The sequence below is a fragment of the Salirhabdus euzebyi genome, from assembly GCF_014207435.1.
Classification (GTDB): domain Bacteria; phylum Bacillota; class Bacilli; order Bacillales; family Alkalibacillaceae; genus Salirhabdus; species Salirhabdus euzebyi.
Map to the genome: position 1 here is coordinate 79,379 of NZ_JACHGH010000008.1, position 13,102 is coordinate 92,480.

Sequence of the window (13,102 nt, forward strand, 5' to 3'; positions counted from 1 at the left end):
AAGGCAGGCATAAGACAAGACCTGCCGTGGAGGTTTTTGCCACAGAAGGGATTGACTTATGTCCCGAGGGGGTAGGTGCTGGAGCTAGACGTGGCTCCCCCGTGCAACTAACTTATCCACAAGTCCGAAATTTTATAATTTCCTATGCGATAAAAAAAACAGAACAGACTATTGTCCGTTCTGTTCTTCTTCCATATTATCTTCCGCTTCTTGATTTTCGGTCTCCTCTGTAGCTTCGTTTTCTGACGTAGTAGAAGTAACTCCTTCTTTAGCACGTTTTTCCTTTAGTTCAAAATAAGCATCTAATATTTTTTTACCAATTTGAAGGTTAATACCATTGCCAGCCTTTAACCCCACATTTGGAACAACTACAGAGAAAGCTATTTCTGGCTTATCAAAAGGCGCATATCCAACTAGTGTTAGGTTCTCAACATCTGCAACCTTTTGTATTTTTCCATCAATTTCTCTGTAAATCTCATTTTCAGCTGTTCCTGTTTTACCAGCTGGATTATAAGGGGCTTTACTAAAGACATGATCCGCAGTTCCATCAGGATGTTGGAAAACTTGTCTTAGTCCTTCTTGTACTTGCTTTAGATACCCATCATTCATATCAATTTTATTTAATACCTCTGGTGAAACAACTTTGTATAAAGATCCCAATTCTTCAGATGAATTTGGATTTCTAATTTCGTTTACTAAGTGTGGACGAATACGATAGCCACCATTAGCAATTGTAGAAATATACTGGCTTAACTGTAACGCTGTAAACGTATCATACTGACCAATAGAAAAGTCCATTAGTAGACCTGGACCTAAAGTACTTCCTTTATATCCAGTGGCTTCGTACGGTAAATCTACTCCTGTCTCCACACCTAAACCGAATTGTTTAAAATAATTTCTCATTTGACGGAATGCATCGGGATTAAATTGAATGGTTGAATTTTTAATATAGTTATATTCTCCACCCATTCTCATTGCAATGTAAAACATATATACGTTAGATGATTTTGCTAGTGCTTTTATATCGTTAACAGATCCTAAATTTTCATAAGAGCTTTTTGTTGGGGTCCCTGCAATCTTTATAGGTGAATCGTAAAAAGAATCACCAACATTAATAACTCCTGACTCATAACCAGCTAAAACAGTAGCACCTTTTATCGCAGAACCTGGACGATGGGCATCATAAACGACACGAAAAGATTGGTCTTCAAAGTGAGGCTTATCCCCATTTCTTACATACCTTTGACCAGACATTGCTAAAATATCTCCCGTATTCGGCTCCATCATGACAACTAATGCGTCTTCTAAATATTTATTTTTTACTGGATTGTCTTTAATTATTTTCTCTAATTCTTCTCGAACAATGTTGTCTACCATCTGTTGTAATTCCATATCTACTGTTAGAACAAGGGTTTTACCTTGTTGTCCTTGCCTTACAACTTCTGACCGGACAAGAACACCTTCCTTGTTCGTGATGTGCATGATTTGTTCTTTTTGGCCCTTCAATATGGATTCATATTGTTCTTCTAATCCACTTTTACCTACCCGATCATTACGACTATAATCTCTAGATAAGTAATAGTCTACTTTTTCCCCAATAATTCCTTCATCATGGGATGTGATACTTCCAATAAAATTTGAAAATGTACCACCATAAACATTATTTCGATTCCAATCTGTTGTCACGTTTATTCCAGGTAGCTCACTTAAATGCTCCGCAACAACAGCATATTCTTTTTCCGTAATATCCTCATTCTTAACGATATGTGGTGTTAATGCCGGAGCTTGTTCAAGCTCTCTCTTAATCGCGATAATTTCTAATATTTCTTCACTCTCGTTAATTTCTTTTAAATCCTCATCCGTTACTTTGTCGATCACAGCGTAGTACTGACTCTTTGCATCTAAAAGTTTTTCCTCTTCTGTTAATCGCCCGTATGCTTCTTCTCGATTATAGTAAATCCAATAATCTTTCTTATCCCATTCTGTTACCTTTTTAATGGGCTTGTCTATATATTGAGCAAGCTTTTCCGCTAACTCTAACTTCTCTTTCGGCTGAACATTTTTTGGAGGTGTATACGTAATGGAAAACGAAGGCTTATTTTCTAAAATAATTCTTCCAAAACGATCATACATTTCCCCTCTAGGTACAGGTATATTCGTAATGGTATCTTCCGTCCTATCGATTTCATTTTGAGCCGATTCACCATACAGAATCTGTACGACCCCAAGTTGAAGGATAAGAAAAGAAAATAACAAAAATATAATAAAAAACAATATATTTAAACGCAATGGTAAGTGTGTTTTCTTTTTATTGTTCAAAGGGCTCCCCTCCCTTTTTCTAAGGTGATTTTTTCTCCTCATTATAACACGATACGACATAACTTTTCGTTAAATTTATATTACCGATTTTCTTCCTCTATTACCTCTTTAGTAATGATTGGTTCACTTTTCTTTGTTTCTTTTTTATCATGGGGAACAAATTCAACGTCCCGCATAAAGAAGTATATTAAGAAATGTCCTATTCCCACAATGGCTAATAAATAGGGAATACTCTTTTCTGTGTCAAACAAAGTTGTAACGATAATGAATAATAATATAGAAGATACACGCCCTCCATTTAAAAATAATTCTTTCACGACAATATACTCAATCCTCATTTCTTTAGCCTTCCATGATGTACCAATGACGTCATAAGCTAAAGAAAAATAAGGAACATAGATGATAGGATAGGCGATTCCAATAATCGCGGCATAAATTAACAAAATGGTAAAGCTTTTAAAGAAAATAATCAGGTAAATCGAAAAATAAAGAATCGAACCTCCAATAAAGATTGCCTTTTTCCGATTTACTGGTTTTATAAATCTCGTTGCTAAGTAATAACAAACAAAAGAAAAAGCAGAGAAAACTAAATTAAAAGTACCAAGTGATAACTCGCTCTCCGTAATTAAAAATACCCAAATAGAGATAACAAATAAAAATGTACCTTCTCTTATACCTTGTGAATAATTCGCTTGTAGAACACGTCTCCAGTTTTTACTGTTTTTTCTCTCTTGGAAGATTCGAACAAAGCGAAAATCACCTTCAGCACTTCTTCTATTTAAAAATAAACTACAGACTACTGCTACTACAAATAATGTTAATGAGATACTAAAAATGGTCGTATAGCCAGTATACGCTTCCATTTTAGAGATGATAAAACCTGCTGTTATTGGCCCAATCATCCCCCCAAAAGATTGAAGCAATCCAAAAAAACCATTAAAGAAATCCCGGGTTTCTGGCTCGGTTATTTCAAATGTTAGTACATTAAAAGCCAACCAATAAAAACCATAACCAACACCAAGTATTGCCCCTAACAAAATGTTGTATTTTGCTGCATTCTCTCCCAAAATTAATACTGTCATAAAAAAAAGGGATAAAAAAGAAACGCCAAGACGAAGAACAATGACCCGGTCTACTTTTTTAGCCCACTTACCAGCAAGAATAAAGGTGAAAGGCTGTAATATATAAACAGCTAAATTATAAAAAGCAATTGTAGCATAGTCACCAGCTTGCTTCCATAAGAAGATATTTACAAAAGTATTTGAAAGGAAAATGCTTATAGAATATAAACCTCCAATAGTAAGCAGCAAAACTAAATCACGATTTATATCAACTTCACCAATTACAGACTTTAAACCTTTTTTCATTTTGCAAACCCCATTTCTCTGTTTATATTTTTTGCAATACACCTTCAACTATTCAATAAAGAGGAAAGATTAAATGAAAAAAGAACACAAAAAAGACAGAGCATTTCGCTCTGTCTCTTAAGGTAATATTTTGTTATTTTGCTGCTTGGTAAAGCTTTTCTACTTCATCCCAGTTCACAACATTCCAGAATGCTGAAATATAATCTGGGCGCTTGTTTTGGTATTTTAAGTAGTAAGCATGCTCCCAAACATCAAGACCTAGGATAGGTGTTTTCCCTTCCATTACAGGAGTGTCTTGGTTTGGCGTGCTTGTTACTTCAAGGTTACCGTTATTTACTACTAGCCATACCCAACCAGATCCGAAACGACCAGCACCAGCAGCAGCAAATTCTTCTTTAAACTTATCGAAGCTTCCAAAAGTTTCGTTGATTTTGCTTGCTACTTCACCAGTTGGCTCTCCTCCACCATTTGGAGAAAGTAAAGTCCAGAACAGGCTATGGTTAGCGTGTCCACCACCATTGTTACGAACTGCTGTACGAATACTTTCTGGTACTGCGTCAAGATTGCCTAAAAGCTCATCCAATGACTTTCCTTCTAAATCAGCGTGTCCATTTAACGCATCGTTTAGCTTTGTTACATAAGTATTATGGTGCTTCGTGTGGTGAATATTCATTGTTTCCTTATCAATGTGTGGTTCTAATGCATCATAAGCATATGGTAATTCTGGTAATTCAAATTTACCCATTAAAAATTCCTCCTTATTAATATGTAATTGTTGGATTACAATACATTATATTCTAGCTAAATATCATAATCCCTTCAAGTTTAGACTAACAATCGCACCTTTTTGTTGCAAATATTTCGCACATATATAATATTACCCTTAATTATGTTATTAAAACATGTCGAACATTGTTGGGGGAAATTTGCTTAAAAGTTTACAATCATTCTAGTTTAGCCAGCAATTATGACGTTGAACCTTTAATTAACCCTTCTACCCTCCAAATAATCCCGATGTACCTTTAATCATTTGTGTTGAATCTGCATTTTATCATTTTGAACCTTTAAAAAGTTTTAAAACAACAAAAAAACAGGCACATTTGCCTGTTTTCATTATGTAAGTGGTGGCTCGGGACGGAATCGAACCGCCGACACACGGATTTTCAGTCCGTTGCTCTACCGACTGAGCTACCGAGCCATTTTAGTTATTCGGTATTTCTTGATTCATATAATGACTCGTATCGAGCTGAGCCGCCGAATATGTATTATGGCGGAGGAGGAGGGATTCGAACCCCCGCGGGCTTTGACACCCCTGTCGGTTTTCAAGACCGATCCCTTCAGCCGGACTTGGGTACTCCTCCGCAATACAAGATATTCAAATGGTGGACCCTGCAGGACTCGAACCTGCGACCGATCGGTTATGAGCCGATAGCTCTAACCAGCTGAGCTAAGGGTCCAAAATATATATGGGGCGACTGATGGGAATTGAACCCACGAGTGCCGGAGCCACAATCCGGTGCGTTAACCCCTTCGCCACAGCCGCCATATTGGTATGAAATTTATCTAGGCGTATCATACGGGTACGCTTTATAAAAATGGTAGCGGCGGAGGGGATCGAACCCCCGACCTCACGGGTATGAACCGTACGCTCTCGCCAGCTGAGCTACACCGCCATTTGGCTCCACCGGTAGGACTCGAACCTACGACCAATCGGTTAACAGCCGATTGCTCTACCACTGAGCTACGGTGGAATAATGAAAAGCTTGTTTCTTTTTTTTGCAAAACAATTTTAGCGACGAAATATAATATAACATGCTTAAAAAGTTATGTCAACATTATTTCAAAAAGAATCTTTTTTAACAACAAATGTAATATAGCACGTTGTTAATGTTGATTCAAGAGATTTCTTAAATTATTGTACTAATTTCTTGGATATAAAGAAATGAGGCCCTGTAAGTTGAAAAGGCCTCATTTCGTATTGCTTAGTTGCTTTCCTTGCCAATTACCTCTTGAGCAATATTTAAGGCATGATCACCGATACGCTCTAGATTACTAATAATATCTACAAATACGATACCAGCAGATCCTGTACAAATTCCTTCATTCAAACGAAGAATGTGCTTTTTACGATAGTTTCTCTCCATTTGATCGATTTGTTCTTCTTTTTGTATAACTTCAAGAGCCTCTTCTCTATCCATGTTGTCAAAAGAATTTAAAGCTTGCTTAACCGTAATTAAAGTTAAGTTAAACATGTCATTTAAATCCTCTAGAGCTTGCTCTGTTATTAAAACCTTGTTTGAAATTTTATAGTCAATCAGTTCTACTATATTTTCAAAGTGATCTCCAATACGTTCAATATCACGGACGTTGTCTACAACCGCTGAGTGGAGTCTACTTTCAGATTCAGATAAAGATGAACCGGAAATCTTAACAAGGTAATCGGTTATCTTTCTGTCTAAATTATTTATAGCACTTTCTAATTGTAAGGCTAACTCAGCATGTTTTTGCTGGTTATTATTTAAATATAAACTAGTTTCTTCTAGACCCTTTAGTGCTAATTCTCCCATACGTAATGACTCTTCTTTGGCTTGACCTAAAGCTACAGACGGTGATTGCTGTAAGAAAATTGGATCCAAATGTTTTGGTTTATATTCCACAGCAGAATCGTCACCTGGTATTAATTTAGTTACAATAAACGCCAAGAAGCCAATAAAAGGAAGCTGAATAAGTGTATTCGTTACATTAAATGTTCCGTGTGCAAATGCAATTGTCATTTTTGGATCTAAATTTAATGACTGTTGGAAAAATTCAATTAACGTTGTAAAAGGTCCAAGTAATATTAAAAATATTGATGTCCCTATTAAATTGAATATTACGTGGGTTGCAGCTGTTCTTTTCGCAGCAACACTTGCTCCTAAAGCAGCTAACACAGCCGTAATAGTTGTACCAATATTATCACCGAATAAAACAGGTAAAGCAGCAGTTAAAACTATAGCTCCTTCATCAAATAAACCTTGGAGTACCCCTATCGTTGCACTAGAGCTTTGAACGATAACGGTAAATACTGTTCCCACTACTACTCCAAGGAGTGGAATTTCACTCATACTAAGCGTTAATTCATGAAATGCCTCTAACGTACGAAGAGGTTTCATGCCACTTGACATTAGCTCTAAACCAAAGAATAAACATCCTAATCCAAAAACAGTTTGTCCAAAATAAGTAAGTTTTTTACTCTTAAAGAAAAATATAAGTACTGAACCGAGTGCAATCATAGGTAAAGCATATGCTCCGACATCGATCCCGATAATAAATGCGGTAACAGTTGTTCCTATATTTGCTCCCATTACTACTCCAATTGCTTGTCGTAGTGTCATAAAACCAGCATTTACAAGACCAACCGTTAAAACGGTAGTACCTGAACTACTTTGAATTAAAATAGTTACAACGATACCAGCCAACACACCCATAAACGGATTTGTCGTAAATTTATCTAAGATGTCCCTTAAGCGGTCACCTGCTGATTTTTGCAATCCATCTCCCATGTACTTAATACCAAATAAAAAGATACCGAGACCACCGATAAATTCAAAAATCATTTCTTGAACATTGGCATCCAAAATTTTCAACCCCTCATCATCCAAAATATCTATCTCTATAAAATTAAAAAGAATACCCATCTAATTATTAAAGAAATTTGAAAGTTTTGTAAAGGATTTTCAACAAAATTTACATTCTCTTAACATTTACCTCTATAAACTAACAATAAACTTTAGCTTGCTATGAAAAATAATGTTGAATTATGATGGAATAGATCAAAACAAAAGGACGTGACTATTTTTGAAGGTAAATCTTTTTAAACAATTTTTATATAGTCTTTATGACTTTAAGAAAGTATCTGCGTTTAGAATGCAGAAAATGGGCAGAACGATCGCTTATATATTTTTATTTATGCTAATTGTTTCTATCCCTTTTGCTCTTTCTTATAGTATACAAACATCAAGTGCCTTAAACAAAATTCAAACAACTAATTTTACCGACATCCCTGACTTCGCCATTCAAGAGGAGAAGCTCCAAGCCGAAGAACAGTATGTTGGAGACTATTTTGTTGTCAAACCAGAGAGTGATGAAACAATAGCATCCGTGCAAGAAACACTAGATGAGGGTATCGTTTTATTAGAGGATAAAGCTCTGCTTATCACGAAAGTTCTATCCTTTGAATTTCCATACACCGCCTTTGGTTCTGATAACATGACGAAAGATGAAATTATCCAATTTATTGACGACATTAATACGAACAAATACTTTATCATCAGTATTTATCTTCTAATTTATTATGTTTTCTCTACTGGAGTTAAATTTATTGAAATTACGTTATTAGCTTTAATCGGTTTATTCATTAAATCTAGATTAAAGAAAAACATCCAATATCGACATGTATGGATTTTAACTGCCTATGCTATTACGTTACCATCATTGATTATATCCTTTATAGACGGAATACAACTAAGTATTCCTTATGCAGGCGTGGCTTTTTGGGCATTAGGATCTTTCCTGCTTTATAAGATTATTTCCTATATTCCGACACCTAAAAAGTATGATTAACTATAAAAGGACAAATCCTCTAACAGATAAAGAGGATTTGTCCTTTTTTTATTTACCAATAGACGCTAGTGATTGACTAATTGCTACTAACTGAGTTCTCATGTCCTCGGTCTCTTCCATAGATTTTTGCTGAATTTCTGAACTCTCAAAAAGTTGCTGTAAAGAAGATAGCGTTTCTTCTATATGTGCGTAGAAATGTTGAAAAGCACTCTCAAGCTCAGGTATAACAGATTCCGCCTTTATCACCTCTGAAGTTGAACGATTAATATGCATATCTACTTCTTTAATTTCATTAGCCAAGGTTGAAAAAGTAGAACTTGAAGTTTGGGCAATTTTTAATTGACCGGAAAGCTCATCTTTTAGTGTTAAAAATTGGTCTGAAAAGAAATTTCCAATATGTACTGTATCTACTACCTTTTGTTCTATTTCTATTGCTGCACTCCTTGAATTCTCAGCTAACTTACGAACTTCTTCTGCTACGACTGCAAATCCTTTTCCGTGTTCCCCTGCCCGAGCTGCCTCTATAGTTGCATTTAGAGCTAGTAATTTTGTCCGTTCTGAAAGATCTTGGATCATTGTTCCGGCCTTACGGATATTGTTAGTATGTAATTGAAATTCACTTATTTTGTTTGTCATGAGGAGCACGCCATCATAAAACTCTTCCAATGCTCCCACTATGGAAACCACATCTGAAGAACCGCTTTTGACCGAATGATTCATTTTCTGTTGCTTATGTTTCATTTCTTCAAATTCATTCTTAAGTAGTACCATTAAATTTTTTAGTCGATAGAAGATTTCTTCGTATTGTTTAAATGTCCCTTGGGTTTTTTCTGCACTGTTCATTACCTTATGTAAATCTGTTCTCATCACTTCCTGTGTTGCTGATAACTCCTCAGAAGATACAGCAAGTTCATCACTCGTGTCGGTAAGTTGTGTAATAGCATCTTGTATGTTTTGAAACAACTCAGATATTTTGTCCATAAGCATCTGAAAACTTTTATTTAAAGAGCGTACTTCAGGAATACTACTATTAATTGTTTCTACATTTCCAAAGCTACCATCCCGTGCCTTTTTCATTTCACTTCGTAGCTTCGTTAAAGGTAAGGTCATTTTTCGGATTATAAAAGAAACAAAAATGAGCATGAGGACTATACTTACGATGCCAGCCGTTAAAAAATACTTAGCTAGTTCGTTAGCTGATTCCATTAATTCACTTTTCGGTATCGCAATAACATAAATACCTTGTAATTCTTGCACTGTTCCAAAGGAGAATAACCATTGCTTCCCCTGCCATTTCGCAAAAAATGAAGAATTCCCCTCTCCCTTTATCTTCCCAACTATGTTTTGATTAAGATTTGCTTGTTGAGCAACTCTCTTTTCCATTTGTAGTGATTCGTCATTTCCAATTAAAAATAGTTTTGGACTATAGTTATCCTGCATTAATTTAATTCTTTGATCTTCTACTGAATGAAGAAGTTGTTTTGTAAACTGATCTTCATCATTAACAAAAGCGTATTTCAAGTTTCTTGCCATTTCCCTCATGATAAAAACTTCTCGTTCTAATCTCTCGTTTACTAGGGATAATTGGCTATCTTTAGCTTTTATATACGAAATCGTTCCAACAACTGCGATTGTAAACAAAAACAACATAGAAATAACAACAAGTAATCGCATCTGAAAAGAAATTTCTTTTTTCTTTATATCTTCCAACAACAATGTCCCCTCCTATTTACAAACCAACTTCTTCACACAAGTATGACATTGGTTTGTAAATAGAAAGTAAAGGGCACATTAAAGAAATATTAATTTTCTACTTCATCTACTAAAATTTTTGTTCCATCGACATGATTTACGACAATTTTTTTATTCCTCGGAATCCACTTTCCGTTTGATACAGCACTGAATTCTTCATTATCAATTCGAATCGTTCCTACAGGTCTTAAATCCGTTAACGCAACTCCTTGTTTATTTTTTAGTTGTTCATACTTATTGTTGATAGAGTTATACCCAGCCTCAGTAGACAACCGGTCAAATAATGTGATTCGATCCCACATATTTCTTTTTGGAAATACTTTTAAAAAAAGGAAACTACACAAAGTACCTAGAATTACTCCTATAACCCCATAAATACCAGTAATCCAACTTGGAGTTGTTAGCCCTATAATCACCAGCATCATCGTTAAACCAATAAATGATAAAGTTCCGTCATTTAATACTTTTCCGTCTATTATAATCAGTAATAAAGCGACTAAATATAGAGAACTCATTATAACTAAATTGAATGTGGTCAAGTGTGTTCCAAAGTATAACAAAATAAAACCGAAACCTAATAATCCTGAAAACCCTCTTAATTTAACTAGCATTTCTCCAATTAATAACATCATTCCTAAAAATGTTAGCAGGAATGCAGCAATACTTGAGCTTAGAAATTCCATCTACGTCACCCCTTTTAATCTTAATACGGTTTTAAGTCTTCTCCAGTTTCAATTTTATACTTTGTATTGGAGAATTTGGAGGTCAAAGTAATGAAATTATATACAAAATTATTATTATTTTTCTTTCTTATTCTATTCGTGAAGAGTATAATAAGCGATTTAACAGTAGGAACAGCCGTTCAAGCATCCCCTCCTACTAAGGAAGAACATGTAGAAAAAAATGATCATGTACAAAAGGACGTTAGTCAGTCAGAGTTAGATCCATTAGAAGAGGAAATAAAGCCTTATGAAGTAGTTATCCGTAAAATCCAGGGTGGGGATACTGTTTTATCCATTGCAGAGGAATTAAACACAAAAATTAGCTCCATACAGACATTGTTAGATGACTTTAAAGACCTTAATCCAAATACAGACCCACACCAAATTAAAATAGATGAAACATATTTTTTCCCTGTATATAAACAATAAGAAAACATCTGTCCATTTTTCCGAAGTAATCTACTTCTCATTTTTTCTCTTAGCACTTATAATGGATTAGGAAGTGTTGGATATTCTCTATATTTAACACGAAGTTTTACACTAGTAAGTATTTTCCTAATAGGAAACATACACTAAATGTATTGCTAAAAGGAGCGTTCATTACATGACTCAAATTATTCACCGTAAAGATACACGACCTGTACGTGTTGGAAATATTACAATAGGTGGGAAAGATGAAGTTATCATCCAATCAATGACAACGACAAAAACTCACGATGTAGATGCAACTGTTGCTGAAATCGAACGATTAGTTGAAGCAGGATGCCAGGTAGTACGTGTCGCTTGTCCTGATGAAAGAGCCGCAAATGCAATTCCAGAAATCAAAAAACGTATTACCATTCCATTGGTAGTTGATATACACTTTGATTATCGCTTAGCTTTAAAAGCTATTGAGGGTGGCGCGGATAAAATTCGTATAAATCCTGGAAATATAGGAAAAAAGGAAAAAGTAGAAGCTGTTGTTAATGCTGCTAAAGCAAAGGGTATACCTATACGTATTGGGGTTAACGCAGGTTCCCTAGAAAAGAAAATCCTAGAAAAATACGGTTATCCTACAGCAGATGGTATGGTGGAAAGTGCACTTCATCATATTAAAATTTTGGAAGATTTAGATTTCCATGACATCATTGTTTCCTTAAAGGCGTCCGATGTAAATTTGGCTATTGAAGCATATGAAAAAGCTGCACAAGTTATTAAATATCCTTTACATCTTGGTATTACAGAATCAGGTACATTATTTGCAGGAACTGTAAAAAGTGCTGCTGGCCTAGGTGCCATTTTAAGTAAAGGTATAGGGAATACTGTACGTATTTCTTTAAGTGCAGATCCTGTTGAAGAGGTAAAAGTAGCTCGTGAATTATTAAAATCATTTGGGCTAGCTGCCAATGCTGCTACGTTGATTTCTTGTCCGACATGCGGTCGAATCGAAATCGATTTAATTTCTATAGCTAACGAGGTAGAGGAGTATATATCCAAAATAAAGGCACCAATTAAAGTAGCCGTATTAGGATGCGCAGTGAACGGGCCAGGAGAGGCAAGAGAAGCTGATATCGGAATTGCTGGTGCTCGTGGAGAAGGATTACTCTTTAGACATGGAAAAATCATTCGAAAAGTACCAGAAGAAATCATGGTGGAAGAGCTCAAAAAAGAAGTTGATAAATTAGCTGAAGAGCACTATAAAAAACAAAAAGAAGCAGAGCTAAATGCTTAAATGTAAAAACGCCCCCAAAATGGGGGCGTTTTAATTTTGAGCAAGTTAAACAAATGGAGCTAGCATTAAGTTTATGACGATCGCTGCAATACCACCAACAATGGCAATATTACCTAACGTATCGGCACCTCTTCTCTTTGCCATGACACCGACTACTATACCAGCAATCCCCATTACGAGTGGCCACATAAAGAAGGCTAGTAGAGACAACACAATTGCTGCCCAGCCCCAACCAGCTTCGACCCCTTCTTCCATGTTTGTTTCTCTTTCTCGGGCATGGATAGGATCTCTCACGTCATAGGCTCCTATTGCTGTTTCTGCCGCAAACTCTTCCTCTTGCTTTTGATCACGTATATCGAAATCATCTGGCGCATCAACGTGATCTATTTCACCTGGATTGCTTTGCAAAAAATAGTTGGTATTCACTGTATAATCAGTTTCCCTATTTTCTTTAGGGAACGGGCTTTCACCTTGCTTGTTTAGATTGTTTCTGTCTTGTGAAGCCATTAGATTATCCCTCGCTTTCATGAAGAGGTACAATCATAGCTTGTGTAGTTTAGTGATCTTTTTACGTGGCATATTTTAACTAATTGTTAGGTTCTAACTGATAAGATAAAAGCAATATCGTT

10 protein-coding genes and 6 tRNA genes are annotated in these 13,102 nt (G+C 35.6%); 3 read left to right on the forward strand and 13 right to left on the reverse strand.

Translation table 11 applies throughout. The features are described from left to right. Positions 1 to 168: 168 nt before the first annotated feature. The 10 genes from HNQ94_RS13570 to HNQ94_RS13615 all read right to left on the reverse strand — a co-directional run bounded on the left by HNQ94_RS13570 (position 169) and on the right by HNQ94_RS13615 (position 7,282). Positions 169 to 2,319 carry a peptidoglycan D,D-transpeptidase FtsI family protein gene (locus HNQ94_RS13570; protein ID WP_311771632.1) on the reverse strand — a complete coding sequence of 717 codons (2,151 nt, stop codon included), beginning with the start codon at positions 2,317 to 2,319 and terminating at the stop codon, positions 169 to 171. 80 nt (positions 2,320 to 2,399) lie between these two features. Then, on the reverse strand, positions 2,400 to 3,686 hold the full coding sequence (locus tag HNQ94_RS13575; protein WP_174494652.1) for an MFS transporter: 1,287 nt from the start codon (positions 3,684 to 3,686) through the stop codon (positions 2,400 to 2,402). Between the two features lie 133 nt (positions 3,687 to 3,819). Further along, a complete protein-coding gene (gene sodA / locus HNQ94_RS13580) occupies positions 3,820 to 4,431 on the reverse strand; it encodes a superoxide dismutase SodA (RefSeq protein ID WP_174494651.1) in 612 nt (203 codons plus the stop codon). 377 nt (positions 4,432 to 4,808) lie between these two features. Continuing rightward, positions 4,809 to 4,884 (reverse strand) — tRNA-Phe (locus HNQ94_RS13585). A 70-nt stretch (positions 4,885 to 4,954) separates the two neighbouring features. Next, positions 4,955 to 5,047, reverse strand: a tRNA-Ser gene (locus HNQ94_RS13590). A gap of 19 nt (positions 5,048 to 5,066) precedes the next feature. Next, positions 5,067 to 5,143 (reverse strand) — tRNA-Ile (locus HNQ94_RS13595). Between the two features lie 10 nt (positions 5,144 to 5,153). Continuing rightward, positions 5,154 to 5,229, reverse strand: a tRNA-His gene (locus tag HNQ94_RS13600). Positions 5,230 to 5,282: 53 nt separating this feature from the next. After that, positions 5,283 to 5,359 (reverse strand) — tRNA-Met (locus HNQ94_RS13605). A 3-nt stretch (positions 5,360 to 5,362) separates the two neighbouring features. Continuing rightward, positions 5,363 to 5,437, reverse strand: a tRNA-Asn gene (locus tag HNQ94_RS13610). A 231-nt stretch (positions 5,438 to 5,668) separates the two neighbouring features. Then, on the reverse strand, positions 5,669 to 7,282 hold the full coding sequence (locus HNQ94_RS13615; protein ID WP_376697751.1) for a Na/Pi cotransporter family protein: 1,614 nt from the start codon (positions 7,280 to 7,282) through the stop codon (positions 5,669 to 5,671). Between the two features lie 241 nt (positions 7,283 to 7,523). Between HNQ94_RS13615 and HNQ94_RS13620 the strand changes: the two genes are divergently transcribed. After that, positions 7,524 to 8,288: a DUF1189 domain-containing protein gene (locus tag HNQ94_RS13620; protein ID WP_174494649.1), complete on the forward strand. Its 765-nt coding sequence runs from the start codon at positions 7,524 to 7,526 to the stop codon at positions 8,286 to 8,288. Positions 8,289 to 8,336: 48 nt separating this feature from the next. Here HNQ94_RS13620 and HNQ94_RS13625 read toward each other — a convergent pair whose 3' ends face one another. Together HNQ94_RS13625 and HNQ94_RS13630 are read right to left on the reverse strand one after the other, a co-directional pair. After that, positions 8,337 to 10,001, reverse strand: coding sequence for a methyl-accepting chemotaxis protein (locus tag HNQ94_RS13625; protein ID WP_174494648.1), 1,665 nt, complete (start codon positions 9,999 to 10,001; stop codon positions 8,337 to 8,339). Between the two features lie 89 nt (positions 10,002 to 10,090). Continuing rightward, the gene (locus tag HNQ94_RS13630) at positions 10,091 to 10,723 is read right to left on the reverse strand and encodes an NfeD family protein (protein ID WP_174494647.1); all 633 of its coding nucleotides are present in this window, start codon (positions 10,721 to 10,723) and stop codon (positions 10,091 to 10,093) included. Positions 10,724 to 10,813: 90 nt separating this feature from the next. Here HNQ94_RS13630 and yqfZ point away from each other — a divergent pair, with 90 nt between their 5' ends. Beyond that, the gene (yqfZ, locus tag HNQ94_RS13635; RefSeq protein ID WP_174494646.1) at positions 10,814 to 11,191 is read left to right on the forward strand and encodes a protein YqfZ; all 378 of its coding nucleotides are present in this window, start codon (positions 10,814 to 10,816) and stop codon (positions 11,189 to 11,191) included. A gap of 184 nt (positions 11,192 to 11,375) precedes the next feature. Further along, a complete protein-coding gene (gene ispG / locus HNQ94_RS13640; RefSeq protein WP_174494752.1) occupies positions 11,376 to 12,473 on the forward strand; it encodes a flavodoxin-dependent (E)-4-hydroxy-3-methylbut-2-enyl-diphosphate synthase in 1,098 nt (365 codons plus the stop codon). 45 nt (positions 12,474 to 12,518) lie between these two features. Here ispG and HNQ94_RS13645 read toward each other — a convergent pair whose 3' ends face one another. Then, on the reverse strand, positions 12,519 to 12,980 hold the full coding sequence (locus HNQ94_RS13645) for a hypothetical protein (RefSeq protein ID WP_174494645.1): 462 nt from the start codon (positions 12,978 to 12,980) through the stop codon (positions 12,519 to 12,521). Between the last annotated feature and the right edge of the window lie 122 nt (positions 12,981 to 13,102).